The following is a 22324-nucleotide window of genomic DNA, read 5'->3' on the forward strand; positions in this document are numbered from 1 at the left end:
GAGGGCGGTCATGCGGATTCAGGTGGTGCGGACGGGCGGTTTCGCGGGGATCGAGCGGCGGGCCGAGGTGGACACCTCGGACCTCCCCGACGAGGCCGAGTGGCAGGCGCTGGCGCAGCTGGCCCTGCGGCCCGGTCCACCGGGGCCCGCGGCGGACCGGATCCGGGACGGGTTCTCCTACCGCATCACGGTGGACGGCCGGACGGTGTCCTGCCAGGACCCGAACCTGTCGGACGCCCAGCGCGCCCTGATCTCCCGCGTCCTCAAAGAAGGTGCTTGACGGCGGCCGGCTTGCTTGGATGACCGGATGAATGCGACATCCGATCACCTGCCCGAGCTGGAGCGCTACTACGACACGGCCCCCCGGGACGGCGGGGCGCGGGCCGAGGACTTCGGCCCGCTGACCCTGTTCGTCCAGGAGGGCGACGGCTGGCCGTACTACGCGCGGCCCGCGCTCGGTGACGGCCCGGCCGGGGGCGCCGAGGTCTCGGTGTCCGACGTGGAGCGGGTCCTGGCCCGCCAGCGGGAGCTGAAGGTCCCCGAATCCCTCGAGTGGGTGGCCGAAACCACCCCCTCCCTGGAGGCCGCCGCCCGGGCCGCCGGCCTGAGCGTGCACGCCCACCCGCTGATGGTGCTCGACCCCTCGGCGGTACGGCTGCCCGCGCATCCGGACGTACGCCTGCTCGGCGCGGCCGATCCGCTCCTGCGCGCGGCGGTGACGGTTCCGGCGCTGGCCTTCGCCGCTCCCGGAACGGCCGTCGGGGAGGCGGGTCCGGCCGAGCTCGCGGTGGCCGAGCGCGACCCGGCCTCGGAAGGCCGCCGGGTCCGGGTGGCCGGGATGATCGCGTCGGGCCGTACCGCCCTGGCCGCGGCCGTACGGGACGGCGTGGTGCTCTGCTCCGGCCAGTACATCCCGGTCGGCGACGTCGCCGAGGTGGTCGGCGTCGGCACCCTCCCCGCGGGCCGCCGCCAGGGGCTGGCCCTCGGAGTCACCGCGGCCCTGGTCGCCAACGCACTGGCCCGCGGAGCCCGCACGGTCTTCCTCTCGGCCGGCGACGAGGACGTGGCCCGCCTCTACGCCCGCCTCGGCTTCCGCCCCGTCGGCACGGCCCTGATCGCGGACCGGCCCCTGTGACCCGCGAGCACGGCGGCCGCTGACCTTTTTGCGGAGACGGCAAGACCGCTTGGCCGGGGCGGCGGTTCGGACGGAGCATCGGAGGCGCAGGCACCCGTACCGAACGGAAAGAGCCCCGCCATGGCGCACGAGCACCACCACCACTCCCCCGAGTCCGCGTCCGGCCCCGCGGCCGCGCCCGCCGCCGGCCTCGTGGGCGAGGAGTACTGGGACACCCGCTACCGCGACAGCGACAAGGTCTGGAGCGGGGACGCCAACGCCGTGCTGGCCCGCGAAGCCGCGCCGCTCGCTCCGGGGCGGGCCCTGGACCTCGGCTGCGGTGAGGGCGGTGACGCCGTCTGGCTCGCCCGCAAGGGCTGGCAGGTCACCGGGACGGACATCTCCGGCGTGGCGCTGGAGCGTGCGGCGGCCCACGCCGCCGACGCCGGGGTCGCGGACCGCACCGAGTGGGAACGGCACGATCTCGCGGAGTCCTTCCCGGCCGGGGAGTACGACCTGGTCTCCGCGTGCTTCCTGCACACCTTCGGCGAGTTCCCGCGCGAGCGGATCCTGCGCCGGGCCGCCGCCGCCGTGGCCCCCGGCGGGATCCTGCTCGTCGTCGGCCACGCGGGCTGGGCGCCCTGGCAGGAGGACCGCCCGCAGGTGGCCTTCCCGACCCCCGGGGAGGTCCTCGCCCAGCTGGAGCTGGAGGCCGGCGTCTGGGAGGTGCTGCTGGCGGAGGAACACGTACGGGCCCAGAACCAGCCTGACGGCCGGCCCGGGACCCGTACGGACAACGCGGTGAAGGTGCGGAGGCTCCCGTAGGCGCCGCGGCGCCCGGAACCGGACCGCCTAGAAGCCGAGCTTGCGGAGCTGCTTGGGGTCGCGCTGCCAGTCCTTGGCGACCTTCACGTGCAGGTCGAGGAAGACCGGGGTGCCGAGCAGCGCCTCGATGTGCTTGCGCGACTTCATCCCGACCTCCTTCAGGCGGGCGCCCTTCGGGCCGATGATGATGCCCTTCTGGCTCGGGCGCTCGATGTAGAGGTTCGCGTGGATGTCCAGCAGCGGGCGGTCCGCCGGGCGGTTCTCCCGGGGGATCATCTCCTCGACGACGACCGCGATGGAGTGCGGGAGCTCGTCCCGTACGCCCTCGAGCGCGGCCTCGCGGATCAGCTCCGCGACCATCACCATCTCGGGCTCGTCGGTGAGGTCGCCCTCCGGGTACAGCGGCGGGCTCTTGGGCAGCATCGGCGCGATCAGGTCCGCCAGCAGCTGGACCTGGCTGTCACCGACCGCCGAGACCGGGACGATCTCGGCCCACTCGAAGCCCAGCTCCTCGGCGAGCTGGTGGACGGCGATGAGCTGCTCGCCCACCACCTTCGACTCGACGAGGTCGGTCTTGGTGATGATGGCGATCTTGGGGGTCTTCTTGATCCCCGCGAGCTCCTTGACGATGAACTTGTCACCGGGGCCGAGCTTCTGGTCCGCGGGCAGGCAGAAGCCGATCACGTCGACCTCGGACCAGGTCGCGCGCACCACGTCGTTCAGCCGCTCGCCGAGCAGCGTGCGCGGCTTGTGGAGGCCGGGCGTGTCCACCAGGACGAGCTGGGCGTCGGGGCGGTGCACGATGCCGCGAACGGTGTGGCGCGTGGTCTGCGGCCGGTTGGAGGTGATCGCGACCTTGGTACCCACGAGCGCGTTGGTCAGGGTCGACTTCCCCGCGTTGGGACGGCCGACGAAGCATGCGAAGCCCGCACGGTGCGGGCTGGTGGTCTCGGGGGAACGATCGCTCATACGGGCCATTCTCCCCGATGCGGCTCCCAGCGCCGACCAGGCTGCCGCCGCGAGGGCCAGAGCGGCCGCGACCAGGCCGTTCAGAGCGGGGTGCGTGGCGTGTCCGGTGCTGGCCGCGGCGGACGTCCCTTCGGCCCGCGCGGCCACTGTGACCTCGGCCCATTCCAGTGCGGGCGGGTCCTCCCAGCGGGCGGTGAGCCGGACCTGCTGACCGGGCAGCAGTTCGGTGGGCAGGCCGGTGAGGGGGCGGGAGAAGAGGTGACGGCCCAGTGTGCCGGCGGCGGTGAGGGTGGCCCGGGGGCGGAGCGTGACGTTGCCGAGGTTGTGGAGCGTGTACGAGACCTCCGCGCCGGCGGCGCCCCGCCGGGTGGTGCGCAGGTCCTCGACGGCCAGGGCGGGGGCGGTCGGGCCGGTGACCCGGAGGTAGACGCGGGCGGCGACGGCCTGCTGGACGCCTATCCCCCGCACGGCGGTGCCGGCCGGCCGGTCCTCCAGGGCGACGACGGCTCCGGGGTGGTCCCCCGGTTCGGCCCGGTCGGGGACGGTGAGGGTGAACCCGACGCTGATCTCCGTCCCCGCCGGGACGGTGACCCGGTCCCGCGCCAGCTCCGTCCACGCGGCGGTGGCGGTGCGCGGCTCGTCGGGGCCGCGCAGGGCGAAGCCGCCGTCCCGGGCGGTGTTGTAGGCGTCGGCGGCGTAGAGGCGGAAGGTGCGGGGCCGGTCGGTGCGGTTGGCGATGGTGACGGAGTCGGTGACGGACTGGCCGGGGGCGGCGGCGAGATAGAAGTAGGGACGCTGCCCGATCGTGTTGGCGGCGGGCAGTACGGACCACTGGCCGTTGTCGGCGGCCGCGGCGGGCCCGGCGGGCAGGAGCAGCAGCAGGGACAGGAGGGGCAGGAGCAGCGGGAGCAGCAGGACGACGGCCCCGCCCGGCGCGGCGGAGGCCCGGTGCCGGTGCGGGTGCCCGAGCCGGTGCCGGTGCCGGGTCACGACAACGTCAGCGTCAGCACCGCCGTGTAGGCGCCCGGCGGGGTGTACGGCGGGACCTGGAGGGTGACGGGCGCGTCGACGGTGAAGGTGCCGCCGACCAGCGCGGCGTCCGCGGTGGAGGCCAGTACGGCCCCGTCGGGTCCGACCGTGCCCGCGCTGCCCGGCGTACAGACGCTGGGGCTGCCGGGGGCGGCGGCGCACGACGGGGTCCAGCTCAGGGAGGCCCCCGGGATGCGGACCCCGCCGGAGCCCGTGAAATCGGTGACCTTCCCGATCAGCGACCACCCGGCGGGCCCGCCCCGGGCATCCGTGACGGTGACCGTGCCGATCCGGCCGGCCGCCGCGCCGCCGTCCCCGTACGGCACCGCGCCCAGGGTCACGGCTTCGCCCTCCTGCGTCATGCCGAGCGCGCCCGGCTCCACGACCGCCGTCACCGTCTGCGTGCCCGTGGGCGCCGGGGTCGCGCCGATCACCGTGTACGCCGCCGGGCCCGAGCCCCGGGCCGGGGTCCAGGCAGCGCCCTCGTACGCCACGACCGCCGTGGTCGCGCGGTCCGCGACCGGCAGCTCCACGAGGACCACACCCAGCTCGTCGGCGTTCGCCGTGACCCGGTCGGCGGTCTCGGCCGCGCCCGCCCGGCCGGCCACGGTGACGGCCGCGCCGGGGACGAAGCCCGCTCCGGTGACCTTGACCTTGGCTCCGGGTCCGCCCGCGGCCGCCCCCAGGGCGACCGAGCGCAGGTTGGCGGTGGGCAGCGGGGTCGCGGTGATCCGCTGCGCGACCGGGGGCCGGGGCTGTGCGGGGACGGGTGCGGTCGGCATGGCCGTCGGGGTGGACGGGGAAGGGACGGGGGGCGGGTTCGAGGACGGGTTGGCGGACGGGTTGGCGGACGGATCCGGACTCGGTACGGGATCCGTCCCCGGGGCGGGGGCGGGGCTCGCCGCGGCGGCGCAGACCGTGTCCAGTTCGAGCAGGTGGCTGGTGTGCAGGGTGTAACCGCCCGGGGCCAGGGTGATCTCACCCGGCGCGGCGACGGTGAAGGTGCCGGTCATGGTGACGGCCGGCAGCGCGCCGCCCACCGCGACCGGGTCGTTGCGCCTGGCTCCGACGACCGTGACCTCGCCGCTCTGCGCACCCCCGAGCACGATCCGCCCGGTCGGGGTGAGCACGTCGGCGGGGAGCCCGGCGGCGAGGGGGTTCACGGCGGGGGTCCGGGTCACCTGGTAGGTCACGGTGACGGTGTCGCCCACGCGCGGCGCCGGGTCGTCGACGGTGATCCGGGCGGTGGTGGTCCCGTCGGCGGGCGGCAGCCCGGCCTCCTGGGGCGGCAGGCAGTGCGTCGGGAACTCGACCTGGCCGGGAGGCGTTCCCCCCTCCTCCGCCGCGGCGGGCGCGCCCAGCGCACCCCCGCTCGCGGCCGCCAGCACCGCCATGCCGACGGCCGCCGACCACCCTCTGTGCCGCGCCGATGTCCGCACTGTCCGCCCCCTGGGATCCCGTACCCCGACAGGGGGCCATTCACGAGCGGGCGGCGGGATAAGTCAATGCACGGACCCGGCAGCAACTGATGTCCCATCAGGAGATGGGAGGATGCCGCCCGTCCCGGTCTCGCGGAACGTCCGCCGGTAGGCCGTCGGGCTCACCCCGAGCGCCGCCCGCACGTGCTTGCGCAGCGACTGCGCCGTCCCGAAGCCCGCCTCCCGCGCCACGTGTTCCATCGGCAGGTCGGTCTGTTCCAGCAGCGCGCGGGCCAGCTCCACGCGCTGGCCGACGATCCATTCACCGGGGCTGAGTCCCGACTCCTCGCGGAACCTGCGGGTGAAGGTCCGTACCGACATCGCCTCCTGCCGGGCCAGATCGGTCAGCCGCAGCGGTTCGTGCAGCCGGTCCAGTACCCACGCGCGGGCCGCGGTGGTGGCCGACCGCTGCGGCTGCGGCACCGGGCGCTCGATGAACTGCGCCTGTCCGCCCTCGCGGTGCGGCGGTACCACCGTGCGCCGGGCCACTTCGTTGGCGACGGCCGCTCCGTGGTCCCGGCGCACGATGTGCAGGCACAGGTCGATGCCGGCGGCGACCCCGGCGGAGGTGAGCACGTCCCCGTCGTCGGTGTACAGCACGCCCGGGTCCACCCGGACGGCCGGGAAGGTCCGCTGGAAGTGTTCCGCGGAAGCCCAGTGGGTGGTTGCCGGGCGGCCGTCCAGGAATCCCGCGGCGGCCAGTACGTAACCGCCCGTGCAGATGGAGACGAGCCGGGTGCCCGGCCTGATGTGCGCGAGGGCGGCGGCGAGTTCGGGGGTGAGCCGGCCCTCCGCGTGGACCGGGCCCAGCTCGTACGAGGCGGGGACCACCACCGTGTCCGCCGTGGCCAGCAGTTCCGGGCCGTGTTCGACGTGGATGTCGAAGTCGGCGTCCGTGGGCACCGGGCCGGGGGCGAGCCCGCAGGTGAGGATCTCGTAGAGCGGCCGCCCGGACCGGTCACCGGCACGGCCGAAGATCCGGTGCGGGATCCCGAGCTCGAAGGGCAGCAGCCCGGCGAGGGCGAGGACGACGACACGGTGCGCGCGAGTCTCCATGGCCCGATCATATCGAAGCGTGTCAGTCAGGCCACTGTCGTACGGGGTCCGGCCGCCCGGACACTGGCGTCGTGACGAAGACAGCCCCCGGCCCCGGCCCCGGCCCCTCCTCCGGTGCCGATTCCGCATCCGCATCCGCACCGACACCCGCACCGACGCCCGTGCCCGCACCCGGCTCCGCACCCCGGCCCGGCGCTCCGGCCCCCGGCGCACCGCGGCGGCCGTACCGTGTCCACCGCGCCTGGGCCGTGGCGGCCGTAGCCTTCGTGACGATCATCGGCGCCGCCGGCTTCGCCTCCCTCCCGGGGCTGCTCATCGAGCCGCTGCACGAGGAGTTCGACTGGTCCCGCGGCACGATCGGCCTCGCCGTCTCGGTGAACCTCGCGCTGTACGGGCTCACCGCGCCGTTCGCGGCCGCGCTGATGGACCGCTTCGGCATCCGCCGGGTCGTCGCCCTCGCGCTGACCGTCATAGCCGCCGGTTCCCTGGCCACCGTGTGGATGACCGCCTCCTGGCAGCTGATCCTCTACTGGGGCGTCCTGGTCGGCCTGGGCAGCGGCTCGATGGCCCTGGCCTTCGCGGCGACCGTGACCAACCGCTGGTTCGTCGCCCGGCGCGGCCTGGTCACCGGCATCCTGACCGCGGCCGGAGCCTCCGGTCAGCTGATCTTCCTGCCGCTGCTGGCCTGGCTCGTGGAGCACCACGGCTGGCGCCCGGCGGCGGTCACCGTCTCGCTGGCGGCCCTGGCCGTCGTGCCCTTCGTCTGGCTCCTGCTGCGCGACCACCCCGCGGACATCGGGGCCGCCCCGTACGGGGGCACGTACACGGCCAAGCCCGCGCCGGTCCCCGGCGCCGCCCGCCGAGCGGTGGGCGTACTGCTCAAGGCGGCCCGGACCGGGCCCTTCTGGCTGCTGGCGGGCACCTTCGCGATCTGCGGAGCCTCGACCAACGGGCTGGTCAAGACCCACTTCGTACCGTCCGCCCACGACCACGGCATGCCGGTGACCGCGGCGGCCGGACTGCTGGCCGTGATCGGCGTGTTCGACGTGATCGGCACGGTGTTCTCCGGCTGGCTGACGGACCGGTTCGAGTCGCGGCGCCTCCTCGCGGTGTACTACGCCCTGCGCGGGGTCTCGCTGCTCTTCCTCCCGATGCTGCTGGCCCCGTCCGTGCACCCGCCGATGGTGTTCTTCATCGTCTTCTACGGCCTGGACTGGGTCGCGACCGTCCCGCCGACGATCGCGCTGTGCCGCGAGCACTACGGCGAGGACGGCGCCATCGTCTTCGGCTGGGTCCTGGCCTCGCACCAGATCGGCGCGGCGCTCGTGGCCTTCCTGGGCGGCCTCGCCCGCGACGCCTTCGGCTCGTACGACCCCGTCTGGTACGCCTCGGGCGCCCTGTGCGCGACGGCCGCCCTCATGGCGATGGTCATCCGCCGCCGCTCCCCCGCCGCCGCTGCCCCTGCCACTGCCGTCACGGTCTGACGGCCCACCACGGACCCGGCTGCCAGGACGGGCCCGTGGACCACACGGGCTGGACCTCGCGGTGCGCGAGGGCCGGGACGGCGTGGTGCGGCTGCTGCTCGCGGCCGGCGCGCGCCCCGAGCAGCCGGACGGCGCGGCTCCTGCGCACCTGGTCTACGCGGCCTGCCGGGCGTACCTGGATCGGCCGGAACCGGGCCTGCCGGACCCCGCGCCTCAGGTTCCTGGCCTCAGGCTCCGGCCGCGGTGGTGGACTTCAGGATGCCGTCCGGGCCCGCCAGGAGGACCGGGGTGTCCGGGCCGCCGAGGTCACGGACCGCCGCGCGGTCGGCATCGGCGGGGGCGTCCGCCGCGCTGACGACCGCGGCCGCCTCCAGGGACTGCGCGCCGCTGGCCACCGCCATCGCCACGGCCGTCTGGAGCGCACTCAGCTTCAGGGAGTCCAGCGCCACGGTTCCGGCGACGTACGTACGGCCGGTCTCGTCGCGGACCGCCGCCCCCTCGGCCACGCCGTTGCGGGCCCGGGCGCTGCGCGCCAACGTGATGATCTTGCTGTCTTCGGGGCCGAGCCCGGTGCTGTCGGTCATAGCCCGAAGCATATGGAGCACGTCGGCGGGGCCGCACGACGACCCCGCCGACGCGCTCTCCCCTCCACCCCCGGTGTCCCCCCGGGCTCTTGGTGGCGCTGGGATCTTGGTGGCGCTGGGACAAAGCTAAGCGCTGCGTAAGCGGATCCCCGGTTCCGAAGGTCCTGTGATCGGTGACCTTGGACCTGTCCCCGGTTCCGCGGGCGGGAACGCTACGCCCGGTCGAGCTTCAGCCGCTCCGCCCTCGGCAGGCCCGCCACCACCAGGTCGTACGAGTCCTCGACCAGCTCCCGGACCAGCGCGTCGGGCAGCGCCCCGGGCCCGCTCGCCGTCACCGTGTTCCAGTGCCGCTTGTTCATGTGCCAGCCCGGCACGATCGCCTCGTGCTCCGCCCGCAGCCGTACCGCCAGCTCCGGTTCGCACTTGAGGTTGACCTTCAGCGGCTCCCCGTCCAGCGCGGTCAGCGCGAACACCTTGCCCAGCACCTTGAACACCGAGGTCTCCGGGGTGAAGGGGAACTCCTCCACCGCCGCGTTGAACCCCAGACAGAACGCGCGCAGCTGCGCCGGCGTCATGATGCCCCACCCTCCGGATCCGTTGCCGCGACCACCGGCTCCGCCAGCACCGTCACGATCTTGTTCCGCCGTCCCGCCGGGGACTCCGCGGTCAGCCGCAGCGGCCGCCCGTCCGGCAGGTCCACCACCGCCGAGGCACCGGCGATCGGCACCCGGCCCAGGGCCTTGGCGAGCAGTCCGCCGACCGTCTCCACGTCCTCGTCGTCGAAGGAGTCGACCTTGAACAGTTCACCGAGGTCGGTGATGTCCAGGCGTGCGGTGACCCGGTAGCGGTCCCCGCCCAGGTCCTCGACCGGCGGGAGTTCCCTGTCGTACTCGTCGGTGATCTCGCCGACGATCTCCTCCAGGATGTCCTCGATGGTGACGATGCCGGCGGTACCGCCGTACTCGTCGATGACGACCGCCACGTGGTTGCGCACCGACTGCATCTCGCGCAGCAGATCGCCCGCGTTCTTCGTGTCCGGCACGAAGACCGCCGGGCGCATCGCCGTCGAGACCAGGTCGGCCTCCGCGTCCCGGCTGATGTGCGTCTTGCGGACCAGGTCCTTCAGGTACACGACGCCGACGATGTCGTCCTCGTTCTCCCCGGTCACCGGGATGCGCGAGAACCCGGAGCGCAGTGCGAGCGTGGTCGCCTGACGGACCGTCTTGTACCGCTCGATGCAGACCAGATCGGTGCGCGGCACCATCACCTCGCGCACGAGCGTGTCGCCCAGCTCGAAGACCTGGTGCACCATGCGGCGCTCGTCGTCCTCGATCAGCGATTCCTTCTCCGCCAGGTCGACCATCGCGCGCAGCTCCGCCTCGGAGGCGAAGGGCCCCTTGCGGAAGCCCTTGCCGGGCGTGAGCGCGTTGCCGATGAGGATCAGCAGCTGCGGGATGGGACCCATGACGCGGGCGAGCGGTACGAGGACGTACGCGGCCGCCGTCGCCGTGTTCAACGGGTGCTGCCGGCCGATGGTGCGCGGGGACACCCCGACGGCCACGAAGGACACGAGCACCATCACGCCGATGGCCACGAGCAGCGCGGTCCAGTTCTCCCCGAACTCGTCGAGGCAGACGTACGTGACGAGCACGCCCGCCGCCATCTCGCAGGTGACCCGGACCAGCAGCGCGACATTGAGGTAGCGGGTGGGGTCGCCGGCGACCTGCGCGAGCTTCGCGCTGCCGCGCCGGCCGTCGCGTACGGCCTGTTCGGCGCGGAAGGCGGAGATCCGGGCGATCCCGGACTCCGCGCAGGCGGCGAACCAGGCCACCACGACGAGCAGTACGGCCCCGGTGATGAGCTGCGGATCGCCGGTCACGAGACGGTGGGGGCCGGGGACGGGCCGGTCACGCCGCGTTCGCCGCGCCAGCCGTCGACGATGGCCGCCTGGAGGCCGAACATCTCGGCCTTCTCGTCCGGCTCCTCGTGGTCGTACCCGAGCAGGTGCAGCACTCCGTGGACGGTCAGGAGCTGGAGCTCCTCGTCCATGGAGTGCCGCGTCGGCGCGTCCTCGCCCTGCTTCTTGGCCACTTCGGGGCAGAGCACGATGTCACCGAGGAGCCCCTGCGGGGGCTCCTCCTCGTCCTTCGACGGCGGACGCAGCTCGTCCATCGGGAAGGACATGACGTCGGTGGGTCCGGGCAGGTCCATCCACTGGATGTGCAGCTGCTCCATCGCCTCCTCGTCGACGACGATGACGGAGAGCTCCGAGAGCGGGTGGATCCGCATCCGGGCGAGCGCGTAGCGGGCGATGTCGAGGATCGCCTGCTCGTCGACCTCGGTTCCGGACTCGTTGTTGACGTCGATCGACATGGTGCGCTGGGTTCTACTTCCGCTGGTAGCCGTTCCGGGACGGCTTCCCGTCCTGGCTGTCGTCGTACTTCTCGTACGCGTCGACGATACGGCCGACCAGCTTGTGCCGGACGACATCCTCGGACGTGAGCCGCGAGAAGGCGATGTCCGGCACGCCTTCCAGGATGTCCTGGACCTGCCGCAGACCGCTCTTGGCGCCACCCGGCAGGTCGACCTGGGTCACGTCACCGGTGACGACGATCTTCGAGTCGAACCCGAGCCGGGTCAGGAACATCTTCATCTGCTCGGGGGTGGTGTTCTGCGCCTCGTCGAGGACGACGAACGCCTCATTCAGAGTGCGACCCCTCATGTATGCCAGGGGCGCCACCTCGATGGTGCCCGCCGCCATCAGGCGCGGGATCGAGTCCGGGTCGATCATGTCGTGCAGGGCGTCGTAGAGCGGGCGCAGGTACGGGTCGATCTTGTCGAAGAGGGTGCCGGGGAGGAAGCCCAGGCGTTCGCCCGCCTCGACCGCCGGGCGGGTCAGGATGATCCGGCTGACCTGCTTGGACTGCAGGGCCTGGACCGCCTTGGCCATGGCCAGGTAGGTCTTGCCGGTACCGGCGGGGCCGATGCCGAAGACGATCGTGTGCTTGTCGATCGCGTCGACGTACCGCTTCTGGTTGAGGGTCTTGGGGCGGATGGTGCGCCCGCGGCTGGAGAGGATGTTCTGGGTGAGCACCTCGGCGGGCGTCTCGTCCGGACCCTCGCCGTTGCCGCTCGACTTGAGCATGGCGATCGAGCGTTCCACTGCGTCCTCCGTCATCGGCTGTCCGGTGCGGAGCACCAGCATCATCTCGTCGAACAGGCGCTGGATCAGGGCGACTTCCGCCGCGGAGCCGATCGCGCTGACCTGATTGCCCCGAACATGGATGTCGACCTTCGGGAAGGCCTTCTCGACCACGCGCAACAGGGCGTCGCCCGAGCCGAGGACGGAGACCATCGGATGGGTGGCCGGGACGGTGAAGTGGGCTCGCGCCTGCCCCGGCGCGGGGCTCTTGGCTGTCGGTGTCTGAGTCATGGGCCGGCACTGTGGCCTGCGCATACCTCCCACTGAGGGGCCGCGCCGATCGACGGCCACCGGACTTCCAAGCCTACGTCGCCGCCGGGTCATCCCCGAGGGGTTTTACGCGGTCCCGCGCCGGGCCCGAGGGCACGGCGCGGCCGGGAGCCGCGACCGGCCGGGCGCGGGCCCGGCGCCGCGGCCGGGCCGGGTCGGCCCGTCCCCGGTGCTACGCGGACTGCCGGAAGCCGATCGTCGGGACCGCCCGGCGCCGGCTGGCCGGGGCGGGGGCCCGCGGAACCAGGTCGTCCAGGAACCCGTAGCGCCCACGCAGGGCCTCGGGGGCGGTGCGCCACCAGGCGGCCACCTCCGGCCAGCCCGGGGCCGACAGGGAGCCGCCGAACTCCTGCACCGACAGGGCCGCCGTCAGGCCCGCGAAGGCGAGCCGGTCCGCCAGCGGCCACCCGGCGAGGGTGCCGGTGAGGAAGCCCGCCACGTACACGTCGCCCGCGCCGGTCGGATCCAGGGCGTCGACCGCGATCCCCGGGACCTCGGCCGTCTCCCCGGTCCGCCCGTCCACCGCGTACGAGCCCTCGGATCCCATCGTCACCACCGCGATCGGGACCTTCTCGGCCAGCGCCCGGGCCGCCGCGCGCGGGCAGTCGGTGCGGGTGTAGGCCATCGCCTCCCCCGCGTTGGGCAGGAAGGCCTCGCAGTGCTCCAGGTCGGCCAGTGCCCCCAGGTCCCAGCGCCCGGTGTCGTCCCACCCGACGTCGGCGAAGACCCGGGCCCCGCGCCGGGCCGCCTCGGCGACCCAGGCCTCGCCGCCGCCCGGGCCGAGCGAGGCCACGGCCGCGCGGGTGCGGGGCGGGCAGTGCGGGAACGGCCCGGGGCCGGCCGGGGGCGGGGCCTCGTGGCCGTGGGAGACCATCGTGCGCTCGCCCTCGTAGGCCATCGAGACGGTGACGGGGCTGTGCCAGCCGGGCACCGTCCGTGACATCGACAGGTCGATGCCCTCGCCCTGTTCCAGCGCGTCCCAGCAGTACTCCCCGTAGTGGTCGTCCCCGAAGGCGGCGGCCAGGGAGGTGCGCAGGTGCAGTCGGGCGAGGGCGGTGGCCATGTTGGCGACGCCGCCTGGGCTGGAGCCCATGCCCCGGGCCCAGGACTCGGTACCGCGCACGGGGGCCGAGTCGAGGCCCGTGAAGATGATGTCGAGGAAGACCGTGCCGGTCAGGAAGACGTCACAGCCCGGCTCCTGACGGTCCCGCAGCGGACCGAGCGGATCCACGGCGGAGGCGAGGCTTTCCCCGCTGCTGCGACTGGTCACGATGTACTCCCCGTTCGGTGCGCGTCTCGCTGGAATCCTGCTGGGTCGTTTCTGCAGGGGCCTGACCTACTGGCTTGCCCCACTAGCTTGTCCGAAGCTTGTCCGACCGGCCCGTCTCATGGGACTCAACTCACGTCCGACGTCCAGCCCTCCCTCTCGAGGGGGCCCGGCTTACAGTGTGACGCAGATCACTGCTCGAACGCCCTTCTCGGAAGATCCGGGGACTTGATAGATATGAGCACCGCCTTGTTGCGGAATCTCATGCTCCGCCTGTGTCACCTGGAACACCCGTGCCCGACCACACCCCCGCGCCGCCCGCCGCCTGGCCGCTCGTCGCGCTGTTCACCTCCGGTTACGTCGCCCCGTACCTGCTGCCGACCGTCGTCGGCCGGCTGGACGCGTACCTGCCGCTGAGCCCCGCGCAGGCCGGACTGATCGGCTCGGTCCTGCTGCTCGGCTCCGCCGCCGCCGGATTCACCCTCGCCTCCCGCATCGCCCGGCACGGCCCGCGTCCGCTGGCCCGGCTCGGGCTGCTGCTCGCCGTCCTCGGCTACGGCACGGCGGCGGCCACCCCGCTGCTCCCGCTCGTCGTCGCGGGCGCCGTGGTCGGCGGCTTCGGATCCGGCACCGCCACCGCGGTGGCCGCCTCCGGGATCGCCGCGCAGCGCGACCCGCACCGCACCTCCGCGCTGGGGCTGCTGTCGGTGTCGGCGACCGCCGGGGCCCTGTACCTGACCCTGCCCCGGCTCGGCGGCGGTCACTGGCTGCCCTTCGCGGCGATCGCCGCCGTCGCGGCGGTGTGCTGGCCGGCGACGGGCCGGCTGGGCGGGGCGGACGGCTCCGACGGCCCCGGCCGGGCCGTACGGGTCCGCGGCCGGCTGCCGTACCCGCGCGCCGGGGTGGTGCTGGCCGGCGCCCTGATGCTGTGGTCGCTGGCCCAGAACGCCCTGTGGGGCGTCAGCGGCCGCATCGGCGCGCAGCAGGCGGGGCTGTCCGAGGTCACCCTCGGGATCGTCTTCGCGGCCGCGCTCGGTGCCGGGCTGCTCGGGGTCACCGCCGCCTCGGCGCTGGGGGCCCGCCTCGGGCGGGCGGTCCCGGTGGGCGTGGGCACGACGGTCATCGCCTGCTGCGTGGTGCTGGCCTCGCACGCCCGGGACCTCGGCGCCTTCGCCGCCGGGGAGATCCTGTGGAACGCGGTCTACCCCGTCGTGCTCTCCTACGCCATCGGGCTCGCCGCCGCCCTCGACCCGCGCGGCCGCTGGGCCGTCCTGGTCGGCTCCGCGTCCTCGCTCGGCGTGGCCTGCGGCCCCGTCACCGGGAGCCTGCTCGCCGAGGGCGCCGGGTTCCCCGGGATGGGCCTGGTGCTGGGCGGCCTGCTGCTGGCCGTGGCCGGGCCGATGGCCGCCGTCGCCCTGCACGTCGGCGGACGTCCGCTGACCCCCGGCTCGGTGCGGCGGCGCGGCGGTGCCCCGGCGGCCGTCCTCGCCGCCGGGGCCGGGACCCTGTCCGGCGCGGTGCCGAGGGTGGGTGCGCCGGAGCTGGAGGTCGTGGAGCTCGCGCCGATCCCCGCGCGCCCCGCCCGCCCGCTGCGCCTGCCCCCGCTGCGCGTGCTGCTGCTCTCCCCGGCAGCGGCCCGCCGGAGCCGGGAGCAGGCCCGGCGGCGCGTCCGGACCGGGGTCTAGCCCCCGCCTGCCCTGGCCCTGCCCCGGCCCCGGCCCCGGCTCCGTCGTGCGGTGCCGGGGCCGGCTCCGCTATCCGGCCCGCTTCGGCACGGGAACCCGTACGAGGTCGGCGGCGATCGTCAGCCCGCCCTCGAAGCCGGCCGCGCGGGCCTGGCGTTCGAACTCCGACGGATCGCCGTAGCGCTGCGAGAAGTGCGTGAGCACCAGGTGTCGCACGCCCGCGTCCCGGGCCACCCGGGCGGCCTGACCCGCGGTGAGGTGCCCGTGGTCGGTGGCCAGTTGGACGTCCTCGTCCAGGAAGGTCGACTCGATCACCAGCATGTCGCAGCCCTCCGCGAGCGCCTCGACTCCCTCGCAGAGCCGGGTGTCCATCACGAAGGCGAACCGCTGCCCGGCACGCGGCTCGCTGACCTCGTCGAGGGTGATCCCGCCGAGGCTGCCCTCGCGCTGGATCCGGCCCACGTCCGGACCCTTGACGCCGTGCAGCGCGAGCAGTTCGGGCCGCATCCGGCGCCCGTCGGGCTCGGTGACCCGGTAGCCGAAGGACTCCACCGGGTGCGAGAGGCGCACGGCGTCCAGGGTGTACGCGTCCCCGCTCGCCAGGATCCCGTCCCCGGCCACCGGCTCCTCGGCCAGCTGGACGGTCTCCCGGTAGGCCGTGGCGTACCGCAGCCGGTCGAAGAACTTCTGTCCGGAGGCCGGGTAGTGGGCGGTGACGGGGTGCGGGACCCGGTCGAGGTTGATCCGCTGGATCACCCCGGCGAGGCCGAGGCTGTGGTCGCCGTGGAAGTGGGTGACGCAGATCCGGTTGATGTCGTGCGCGGCCACCCCGGCGCGCAGCATCTGGCGCTGGGTGCCCTCGCCGGGATCGAAGAGGATGCCCTCGCCGTCCCAGCGCAGCAGGTAGCCGTTGTGGTTGCGCTGGCGGGTGGGTACCTGGCTGGCGGTGCCCAGGACCACGAATTCTCGTACGGACATCGGCTATCCGGGCGGCCACTGGAGGCCGCGGCCGCCGATGACGTGCGCGTGGGCGTGGAAGACGACCTGTCCGGCGCCCGCGCCGGTGTTGAAGACGAGCCGGTGGCCGCGCTCGGAGAGCCCCTCGTCTGCGGCGACCAGCGCTGCCTCGGTCAGTACGTCGGCGGCCACCAGCGGCTCGGCGGCGGCGAGGGAGGCGGCGTCGGGGTAGTGCGCCTTCGGGATGACGAGCACGTGGGTGGGTGCCTGCGGGTTGATGTCCCGGAAGGCGAGGGTCGTCGCGGTCTCGCGGACGACGGTCGCGGGGATCTTCCCCTCGACGATCTTGCAGAACAGGCAGTCGGCCTGCGGTTCCCCGGCCATGTGCTGAGCCTTCCGTGACAAGTGATCGGTTCCGGCATCGTATCGACCGCCACCGACCGGCCCCGTCAGGACCAGCGGCCCGTCCTGGCCAGCAGGACCGCCGCAGCAGCCGTGCCCGCCGTGGAGGTGCGCAGCACCGAGGGACCCAGTCGGTACGGGTGCGCGCCGGCCGCCGCGAAGGCGGCGAGCTCGTCCGGGGAGACCCCTCCCTCGGGGCCCACCACCAGGACGACGGATCCCGTGGTGGGTAGTTCCGCGGTGGCGAGGGCGCCCGAGGGCGCGTCGCGGTCCTCGTGCAGGACCACCGCGAGGTCGGCCTCCGCGAGCAGTGCCGCGACCTGCTTGGTCGACAGTGCCTCGGCGACCTCGGGGAAGCGGACCCGGCGGGACTGCTTGCCGGACTCACGTGCGGTCGCCCGCCACTTCGCGAGGGACTTGGCGCCCCGGTCGCCGCGCCACTGGGTGATGCAGCGCGAGGCCTGCCAGGGCACGATCGCGTCGACGCCGGTCTCCGTCATGGTCTCGACGGCCACCTCGCCCCGGTCGCCCTTGGGCAGGGCCTGGACGACCGTGATCCGGACGGCCGGTTCGGGCTCCTCGAAGACCCCGGACACGGAGACGAGGAGGCGGTCCTTGCCTTCGGCCGCCTTCACGACGGCCTCGGCCCAGCCGCCCCGCCCGTCGGTGAGCACCACGGCCTCGCCCGGGGCCAGCCGCTTGACGGAGACCGCGTGGCGGCCCTCGGGGCCGTCCAGGACGAACTCCGGCCCCGCGGGAACCTCTTCGACCACGAACACCGGGGCGGTCATGACGCACTCCTCATCTGCATGGTCTTCAACGCGTGCTGGGCCGCGGCGAGTTCCGCCGCGAGCACCTCCACCAGTTCGCCGGCCGGCAGCGCCCGCGCCAGCCGGTGCCCCTGGCCCGCCCACAGGGCCATGCCCTGCGGATCCCCGGCCGCCGCGGCGGCCTTGCGCAGCGGCATGGTCAGGTGGTGGACCTGCGGGTAGGCGGCCGGGGCGTAGGGGCCGTGCTCGCGCATGAACCGGTTGACCAGCCCGCGGGCCGGCCGCCCCGAGAAGGCCCGGGTCATCTCCGTCCGTACGAACAGCGGGTCGGTCAGTGCCTTCTTGTGGAGCGGGTCCGCTCCGGACTCCGGACAGGCCAGGAAGGCCGTGCCGAGCTGTGCGGCCTCGGCGCCCGCGGCCAGCAGTGCGGCGATCTGCGAGCCGCGCATCAGACCGCCCGCCGCGATGATCGGGAGGGCCACGCTCTCGCGTACCTGCGCGACGAGCGCGAGCAGGCCGAGGCCGGCCGTGCCGTCGGCCCGCGGGTCGTCGCGGTGGGTGGACTGGTGGCCGCCCGCCTCCATGCCCTGGACGCAGACGGCGTCGACGCCTGCCGCCTGCGCGGCGCGTGCCTCCTCGACGGAGGTCACGGTGGCGATCGTGTACGTACCGACCTTGCGCAGGCGGGTGAGGGCCTCGGGTGAGGGCAGGCCGAAAGTGAACGAGACCACGGGCACCGGGTCTTCTACGAGAATGGCCAGTTTGGCGTCGTAGCCGTCGTCGCAGGTGCCGATGATGTCCTCTTCGGCGAGGGAGATCTCGTACCAGGAGGCCTCGCTGGCGAGGTGTCCGCGGTAGGCCTCGACGACCGCCGGGTCCACGTGGCTGGCCTGCGGCAGGAAGAGGTTGACGCCGAAGGGGCGTCGCGTGAGCGCACGCAGCCGCTTGATCTCCTGGTACATGCCGTCGGCGGTCTTATAGCCGCCGGCGAGGAAGCCCAGCGCGCCCGCTTCGCACACGGCGGCGGCGAGCGGCGGGCAGGACGCGCCGCCCGCCATGGGCGCCTGCACGATCGGGTACGCGAAGAGACCGTTCGGTGCGGAGGACATGAGCTGCATCGTGCCATGTCCCGCTCACGGGACCGAATCACGGCATTCGCCTGGCATAGTCCCCTTCACCCGGGTGCCCGGATCCCGCCGTCCCGCATGCCGCGAGCCCGGTCCGGGACATCCCCGGACCGGGCTCGCGGGTGTTCTCGTACGCTGCCGCGCGCGCGGTTCAGCGACCGTTGAAGGCGTCCTTCAGACGGCTGAACAGGCCCTGCTGACCCGGCGCGAACTGGCCCAGCGGCCGCTCCTCGCCGCGCAGCTTCGCCAGTTGGCGCAGCAGGTCCTCCTGCGCCGGGTCCAGCTTGCTCGGGGTGGTGACCTCGACGTGCACGATCAGGTCGCCGCGCCCGCCGCCGCGCAGGTGCGTGACGCCCCGGCCGTGCAGCGGGATCGCCTGGCCGGACTGGGTGCCGGGCCGGATGTCGATCTCCTCCAGCCCGTCCAGCGTCTCCAGCGGGCACTTGGTGCCCAGGGACGCCGCCGTCATCGGGATGGTGACCGTGCAGTGCAGGTCGTCCCCGCGCCGCTGGAAGGTCGGGTGCGGCAGCTCGTGGATCTCCACGTACAGGTCGCCGGCGGGGCCGCCGCCGGGGCCGACCTCGCCCTCGCCCGCGAGCTGGATCCGGGTGCCGTTCTCGACACCGGCCGGGATCTTGACCGTGAGGCTGCGGCGGGAGCGGACCCGGCCGTCGCCCGCGCACTCGGGGCACGGGGTCGGGACCACGGTGCCGAAGCCCTGGCACTGCGGGCAGGGGCGCGAGGTCATGACCTGGCCCAGGAAGGACCGGGTGACCTGTGAGACCTCACCGCGGCCGCGGCACATGTCACACGTCTGCGCCGAGGTGCCGGGGGCGGCACCTTCGCCGGAGCAGGTGGTGCAGACGACGGCCGTGTCGACCTGGATGTCCTTGGTCGTGCCGAAGGCGGCCTCGTCCAGCTCCAGGTCGAGGCGGATCATGGCGTCCTGGCCGCGGCGGGTCCGCGAGCGCGGTCCGCGCTGCGAGGACTGGCCGAAGAAGGCGTCCATGATGTCGGAGAAGTTGCCGAAGCCACCCGCTCCGAAGCCGCCCGCGCCGCCACCGCCGCCCGAGGAGGACAGCGGGTCGCCGCCGAGGTCGAAGACCTGCTTCTTCTGCGGGTCCGAGAGCACCTCGTACGCGGCGTTGATCTCCTTGAAACGCTCTTGCGTCTTGGGATCAGGGTTCACATCCGGGTGCAGCTCGCGCGCAAGCCGCCGGAATGCCTTCTTGATCTCGTCCTGCGATGCGTCGCGGCGCACGCCGAGAACGGCGTAGTAGTCCGTGGCCACTTACGACTCCGCCAGGATCTGTCCGACGTAACGTGCCACTGCGCGTACCGCTCCCATCGTTCCGGGGTAGTCCATGCGGGTCGGTCCGACCACGCCGAGTTTGGCGACTGCTTCGCCGCCCGAACCGTAGCCGACCGAGACGACGGACGTGGAGTTCAGTCCCTCGTAGGCATTCTCATGCCCGATCTTTACGGCCATTCCCGACTCATTGGCCTCGCCCAGCAGCTTGAGGAGCACGACCTGCTCCTCGAGTGCTTCGAGCACCGGCCTGATCGTCAGGGGAAAATCGTGTCCGAAACGGGTGAGGTTGGCGGTGCCGCCGATCATCAGCCGCTCCTCCGCCTCCTCCACCAGCGTTTCGAGAAGGGTGTCGAGGACGGATCGCACCGTCACCCGGTCCTCGTTCTCGAAGGACTCCGGAAGGTCCTTCACCAGCGGCGGCACGTCGGTGAACCGGCGGCCGACGACACGGCTGTTGAGCCGCGCCCGCAGATCGGCGAGCGAGGCCTCCCCGAAGGGGGCCTGGCAGTCGACGAGCCGCTGCTCGACCCGGCCGGTGTCGGTGATGAGGACGAGCATCAGGCGGGCCGGGGCCAGCGAGAGCAGCTCCACGTGCCGCACGGTGGACCGGGTCAGGCTCGGGTACTGGACGACGGCGACCTGGCGGGTCAGCTGCGCGAGCAGCCGCACGGTGCGGCCGACGACGTCGTCGAGGTCCACGGCGCCGTCGAGGAAGTTCTGGATGGCCCGGCGCTCCGGCGTCGACAGCGGTTTGACGCCCGCCAGTCTGTCGACGAAGAGGCGGTAGCCCTTGTCCGTGGGGATCCGGCCGGCGCTGGTGTGGGGCTGCGCGATGTAGCCCTCGTCCTCCAGCACGGCCATGTCGTTGCGCACCGTGGCGGGCGAGACGCCGAGGCCGTGCCGCTCGGTGAGCGCCTTGGAGCCGACCGGCTCCTCCGTCCCGACGTAGTCCTGGACGATGGCGCGCAGCACTTCGAGTCTGCGTTCGCTGAGCATCGCGCACACCTCCATCGTTTCCGTCGTCGTGGCCTGGTCCGGCTCGGCTGGTTGGCACTCTGCGCGTTCGAGTGCCAGAGATCCCCCGGTCAGTGTACGGCGGGGTGGTACACCCGTAGCAAGGCCGGCCCGCCAAGGTAGCGTCGCGGTATGGACGTGCGTTGGGAAGAGGCGGGCTGGGAACGGCTCACCGAACGGGCCGGCCGGCGGCGCCTTCCGGTGTGGGACTGCACCGTGGGACTGGTGGTGGGCGAGGATTCCGCCCTCCTGATCGACCCCGGGTCCTGCGTCCGCGAAGGCGCGCAGGTACGGTCCGAGGCGGAGCGGCTGGCGGGCCGGCGCGTGACTCATATCGCATTCACACACGGACATTTCGACCACGTTCTGGGTGGTGCGGCGTTCTCCGGGGTGGAGATCTACGGTCCGGTCGGGCTGGATGCCCTGCTGTCCGTCAGCCGGGAGGACCTGCGGGCCGACGCGGTGCGCCACGGCCTGGCGGCGTCCGAGGCCGCCGAGGCGGCCGAGCTGCTGGTGGTCCCCCGGCACCTGGTGTCGGGCGAGTGGACGCTCGATCTGGGCGGTGTGCAGGTGCTGCTGGCGAACGTGGGGCCCGGGCACACCCGGCACGATCTGGCGGCCTTCGTGCCGGGGACGCGCGAAGTGGTCTTCTGCGGCGACCTCGTCGAGGAGTCGGGCGAACCGCAGGCGGGTCCGGACGCGGTGCCCCGGCAGTGGCCGGCGGCGCTGGACCGGCTCCTCTCCCTGGGCGGAAACGACGCTCTGTACGTGCCGGGTCACGGAGCGGTGGTCGACGCGGCCTTCGTCCGTGCCCAACGCGACACACTGGCCGCGCGTTTCGGCGTGTCGGGCACCTGAGGCCGCCCGCTCTCCTACCCTCGGCCGGATGCGTGAGTACTCCCCCGACCTGACCCCGCAGTGGAAGCGCGCCAAGCCGGCCCCCGAGGTGCCGGCCGAGCCCGACCTGGTGGTCGAGGTGGCCGGTAGGGACTTCTGCGGCGCGGTGGTGGCCTGCGAGGCGGGCACGGTCACCCTGGAGGACCGCTTCGGCAAGCGCCGGGTCTTCCCGCTGGAGCCCCGCGGTTTCCTCCTGGACGGCGCGGTGGTGACGCTGACCCGCCCGGGCCGAGCCCCTTCGGCCCCGCTGCGCACCGCCTCCGGCTCGGTGGCCGTCCCCGGCGCGCGGGCGCGGGTGGCCCGGGCGGGCCGGATCTATGTGGAGGGCCGCCACGACGCCGAGCTGGTGGAGCGGGTCTGGGGCGACGACCTGCGGATCGAGGGCGTCGTGGTGGAGTACCTGGAGGGCATCGACGACCTCCCCGCGGTGGTCGCGGAGTTCGCCCCCGCCGCCGACGCCCGGCTGGGCATCCTGGTGGACCACCTGGTCCCGGGCTCCAAGGAGTCCCGCATCGCCGCCTCCGTGACCTCCCCGCACGTCCTGATCGTGGGCCACCCCTACATCGACGTCTGGCAGGCGGTGAAACCGTCCGCGCTGTCCATCCCCGCCTGGCCGGTGATCCCCCCGGGCCAGGACTGGAAGACGGGCATCTGCCGCGCGCTGGGCTGGCCGGAGAACACGGGCGCCGCCTGGCAGCACATCCTGTCGCGCGTGACTTCGTACAGGCACCTGGAGCCGGCCCTGCTGGGTGCGGTGGAGCACCTGATCGACCACGTGACGGCGTAGCCGTACATGCCTGTCCGGCGGGCGTTCGAGGCGCGGGGGTCCGGGGCTGGTCCCGGCAGCGGCGCCGCACGCGGCAGGGGTCCGGGGCACGGCAG

At 73.6% G+C, this 22324-nt stretch carries 23 protein-coding genes and 1 pseudogene; 7 read left to right on the forward strand and 17 right to left on the reverse strand.

What is annotated here, in order from left to right; all coding sequences use genetic code 11:
* The first annotated feature begins 10 nt into the window (after positions 1-10).
* The 3 genes from OG389_RS12510 (at position 11) to OG389_RS12520 (ending at position 1939) form a co-directional block, all read left to right on the forward strand.
* Positions 11-280: a protealysin inhibitor emfourin gene (locus OG389_RS12510; protein ID WP_328298557.1), complete on the forward strand. Its 270-nt coding sequence runs from the start codon at positions 11-13 to the stop codon at positions 278-280.
* 27 nt (positions 281-307) lie between these two features.
* Positions 308-1135, forward strand: a complete 828-nt coding sequence (locus OG389_RS12515; protein ID WP_328298558.1) for a GNAT family N-acetyltransferase — start codon at positions 308-310, stop codon at positions 1133-1135.
* A gap of 120 nt (positions 1136-1255) precedes the next feature.
* On the forward strand, positions 1256-1939 hold the full coding sequence (locus OG389_RS12520) for a class I SAM-dependent methyltransferase (protein ID WP_328298559.1): 684 nt from the start codon (positions 1256-1258) through the stop codon (positions 1937-1939).
* Positions 1940-1966: 27 nt separating this feature from the next.
* Here the strand turns inward: OG389_RS12520 and era are convergent, their stop codons facing one another.
* From era to OG389_RS12540, 4 genes and pseudogenes are all read right to left on the reverse strand, one after another.
* Positions 1967-2917, reverse strand: coding sequence for a GTPase Era (gene era / locus OG389_RS12525; RefSeq protein WP_405498149.1), 951 nt, complete (start codon positions 2915-2917; stop codon positions 1967-1969).
* Between the two features lie 504 nt (positions 2918-3421).
* A pseudogene (locus tag OG389_RS12530) lies at positions 3422-3898 on the reverse strand (WxL protein peptidoglycan domain-containing protein); the annotation flags it as partial.
* On the reverse strand, positions 3895-5376 hold the full coding sequence (locus OG389_RS12535; protein ID WP_443059256.1) for a beta-xylosidase: 1482 nt from the start codon (positions 5374-5376) through the stop codon (positions 3895-3897). The pseudogene OG389_RS12530 and the gene OG389_RS12535, both read right to left, overlap by 4 nt.
* A 63-nt stretch (positions 5377-5439) precedes the next feature.
* Positions 5440-6471: a GlxA family transcriptional regulator gene (locus tag OG389_RS12540; RefSeq protein WP_328298560.1), complete on the reverse strand. Its 1032-nt coding sequence runs from the start codon at positions 6469-6471 to the stop codon at positions 5440-5442.
* A gap of 161 nt (positions 6472-6632) precedes the next feature.
* On the opposite strand from OG389_RS12540, the gene OG389_RS12545 reads away from it, so the two are divergent.
* Positions 6633-7955 carry an MFS transporter gene (locus OG389_RS12545; protein ID WP_328303727.1) on the forward strand — a complete coding sequence of 441 codons (1323 nt, stop codon included), beginning with the start codon at positions 6633-6635 and terminating at the stop codon, positions 7953-7955.
* On the opposite strand, the gene OG389_RS12550 is transcribed toward OG389_RS12545, so the two are convergent.
* The 7 genes from OG389_RS12550 to OG389_RS12580 form a co-directional block, all read right to left on the reverse strand.
* Positions 7945-8103, reverse strand: coding sequence for a hypothetical protein (locus tag OG389_RS12550; RefSeq protein WP_328298561.1), 159 nt, complete (start codon positions 8101-8103; stop codon positions 7945-7947). The two genes, OG389_RS12545 and OG389_RS12550, sit on opposite strands and share 11 nt — an antisense overlap.
* A 79-nt stretch (positions 8104-8182) precedes the next feature.
* Positions 8183-8539, reverse strand: coding sequence for a cytidine deaminase (locus tag OG389_RS12555; protein ID WP_328298562.1), 357 nt, complete (start codon positions 8537-8539; stop codon positions 8183-8185).
* 212 nt (positions 8540-8751) lie between these two features.
* Positions 8752-9114 (reverse strand): MmcQ/YjbR family DNA-binding protein, encoded by a 363-nt coding sequence (locus OG389_RS12560; protein ID WP_328298563.1) that lies wholly within the window; start codon positions 9112-9114, stop codon positions 8752-8754.
* A complete protein-coding gene (locus OG389_RS12565; protein ID WP_328298564.1) occupies positions 9111-10418 on the reverse strand; it encodes a hemolysin family protein in 1308 nt (435 codons plus the stop codon). Before OG389_RS12565 ends, OG389_RS12560 begins: the two co-directional genes overlap by 4 nt.
* Positions 10415-10912, reverse strand: a complete 498-nt coding sequence (gene ybeY / locus OG389_RS12570; protein WP_328298565.1) for an rRNA maturation RNase YbeY — start codon at positions 10910-10912, stop codon at positions 10415-10417. The genes OG389_RS12565 and ybeY overlap by 4 nt, the downstream gene beginning before the upstream one ends.
* Positions 10913-10925: 13 nt before the next feature.
* Positions 10926-11972, reverse strand: a complete 1047-nt coding sequence (locus tag OG389_RS12575; RefSeq protein ID WP_328298566.1) for a PhoH family protein — start codon at positions 11970-11972, stop codon at positions 10926-10928.
* Between the two features lie 211 nt (positions 11973-12183).
* Positions 12184-13281, reverse strand: a complete 1098-nt coding sequence (locus tag OG389_RS12580; RefSeq protein ID WP_443059257.1) for a carbohydrate kinase family protein — start codon at positions 13279-13281, stop codon at positions 12184-12186.
* Positions 13282-13571: 290 nt separating this feature from the next.
* On the opposite strand from OG389_RS12580, the gene OG389_RS12585 reads away from it, so the two are divergent.
* Positions 13572-14963, forward strand: a complete 1392-nt coding sequence (locus tag OG389_RS12585) for an MFS transporter (RefSeq protein ID WP_328298567.1) — start codon at positions 13572-13574, stop codon at positions 14961-14963.
* 69 nt (positions 14964-15032) lie between these two features.
* On the opposite strand, the gene OG389_RS12590 is transcribed toward OG389_RS12585, so the two are convergent.
* The 6 genes from OG389_RS12590 to hrcA all read right to left on the reverse strand — a co-directional run bounded on the left by OG389_RS12590 (position 15033) and on the right by hrcA (position 20527).
* The gene (locus OG389_RS12590; RefSeq protein ID WP_328298568.1) at positions 15033-15941 is read right to left on the reverse strand and encodes a ribonuclease Z; all 909 of its coding nucleotides are present in this window, start codon (positions 15939-15941) and stop codon (positions 15033-15035) included.
* A gap of 3 nt (positions 15942-15944) precedes the next feature.
* Positions 15945-16304 (reverse strand): histidine triad nucleotide-binding protein, encoded by a 360-nt coding sequence (locus OG389_RS12595; RefSeq protein WP_328298569.1) that lies wholly within the window; start codon positions 16302-16304, stop codon positions 15945-15947.
* A 65-nt stretch (positions 16305-16369) separates the two neighbouring features.
* Positions 16370-17113 carry a 16S rRNA (uracil(1498)-N(3))-methyltransferase gene (locus OG389_RS12600; RefSeq protein WP_328298570.1) on the reverse strand — a complete coding sequence of 248 codons (744 nt, stop codon included), beginning with the start codon at positions 17111-17113 and terminating at the stop codon, positions 16370-16372.
* Positions 17110-18201, reverse strand: coding sequence for a nitronate monooxygenase (locus OG389_RS12605; RefSeq protein ID WP_328298571.1), 1092 nt, complete (start codon positions 18199-18201; stop codon positions 17110-17112). The genes OG389_RS12600 and OG389_RS12605 overlap by 4 nt, the downstream gene beginning before the upstream one ends.
* A 169-nt stretch (positions 18202-18370) precedes the next feature.
* Complete coding sequence (gene dnaJ / locus OG389_RS12610) at positions 18371-19510, reverse strand: molecular chaperone DnaJ (protein ID WP_112449269.1); 1140 nt, start codon at positions 19508-19510, stop codon at positions 18371-18373.
* Positions 19511-20527, reverse strand: coding sequence for a heat-inducible transcriptional repressor HrcA (gene hrcA / locus OG389_RS12615; protein WP_328298572.1), 1017 nt, complete (start codon positions 20525-20527; stop codon positions 19511-19513). It abuts the gene before it with no gap.
* A 150-nt stretch (positions 20528-20677) separates the two neighbouring features.
* Here hrcA and OG389_RS12620 point away from each other — a divergent pair, with 150 nt between their 5' ends.
* Positions 20678-21403: an MBL fold metallo-hydrolase gene (locus OG389_RS12620; RefSeq protein ID WP_328298573.1), complete on the forward strand. Its 726-nt coding sequence runs from the start codon at positions 20678-20680 to the stop codon at positions 21401-21403.
* A gap of 28 nt (positions 21404-21431) precedes the next feature.
* Entirely contained in the window at positions 21432-22229 is a 798-nt protein-coding gene (locus OG389_RS12625; protein WP_328298574.1) for a DUF3097 domain-containing protein, read from the forward strand.
* The last annotated feature ends 95 nt before the right edge of the window (positions 22230-22324 follow it).

It is taken from the genome of Streptomyces sp. NBC_00435, from assembly GCF_036014235.1.
Classification (GTDB): Bacteria; Actinomycetota; Actinomycetes; order Streptomycetales; family Streptomycetaceae; genus Streptomyces.

Excerpts from the sequence above, each read along its gene's own strand:
- OG389_RS12600 (WP_328298570.1), bottom strand. The coding sequence starts at position 17,113 with ATGACCGCCCCGGTGTTCGTGGTCGAAGAGGTTCCCGCGGGGCCGGAG.
- ybeY (WP_328298565.1), bottom strand. The coding sequence starts at position 10,912 with ATGTCGATCGACGTCAACAACGAGTCCGGAACCGAGGTCGACGAGCAG.
- OG389_RS12595 (WP_328298569.1), bottom strand. The coding sequence starts at position 16,304 with ATGGCCGGGGAACCGCAGGCCGACTGCCTGTTCTGCAAGATCGTCGAG.
- OG389_RS12515 (WP_328298558.1), top strand. The coding sequence starts at position 308 with ATGAATGCGACATCCGATCACCTGCCCGAGCTGGAGCGCTACTACGAC.
- OG389_RS12625 (WP_328298574.1), top strand. The coding sequence starts at position 21,432 with ATGCGTGAGTACTCCCCCGACCTGACCCCGCAGTGGAAGCGCGCCAAG.
- OG389_RS12510 (WP_328298557.1), top strand. The coding sequence starts at position 11 with ATGCGGATTCAGGTGGTGCGGACGGGCGGTTTCGCGGGGATCGAGCGG.
- OG389_RS12605 (WP_328298571.1), bottom strand. The coding sequence starts at position 18,201 with ATGTCCTCCGCACCGAACGGTCTCTTCGCGTACCCGATCGTGCAGGCG.
- OG389_RS12555 (WP_328298562.1), bottom strand. The coding sequence starts at position 8,539 with ATGACCGACAGCACCGGGCTCGGCCCCGAAGACAGCAAGATCATCACG.
- OG389_RS12540 (WP_328298560.1), bottom strand. The coding sequence starts at position 6,471 with ATGGAGACTCGCGCGCACCGTGTCGTCGTCCTCGCCCTCGCCGGGCTG.
- OG389_RS12620 (WP_328298573.1), top strand. The coding sequence starts at position 20,678 with ATGGACGTGCGTTGGGAAGAGGCGGGCTGGGAACGGCTCACCGAACGG.
- OG389_RS12575 (WP_328298566.1), bottom strand. The coding sequence starts at position 11,972 with ATGACTCAGACACCGACAGCCAAGAGCCCCGCGCCGGGGCAGGCGCGA.
- era (WP_405498149.1), bottom strand. The coding sequence starts at position 2,917 with ATGGCCCGTATGAGCGATCGTTCCCCCGAGACCACCAGCCCGCACCGT.
- hrcA (WP_328298572.1), bottom strand. The coding sequence starts at position 20,527 with ATGCTCAGCGAACGCAGACTCGAAGTGCTGCGCGCCATCGTCCAGGAC.
- OG389_RS12590 (WP_328298568.1), bottom strand. The coding sequence starts at position 15,941 with ATGTCCGTACGAGAATTCGTGGTCCTGGGCACCGCCAGCCAGGTACCC.
- OG389_RS12520 (WP_328298559.1), top strand. The coding sequence starts at position 1,256 with ATGGCGCACGAGCACCACCACCACTCCCCCGAGTCCGCGTCCGGCCCC.
- OG389_RS12560 (WP_328298563.1), bottom strand. The coding sequence starts at position 9,114 with ATGACGCCGGCGCAGCTGCGCGCGTTCTGTCTGGGGTTCAACGCGGCG.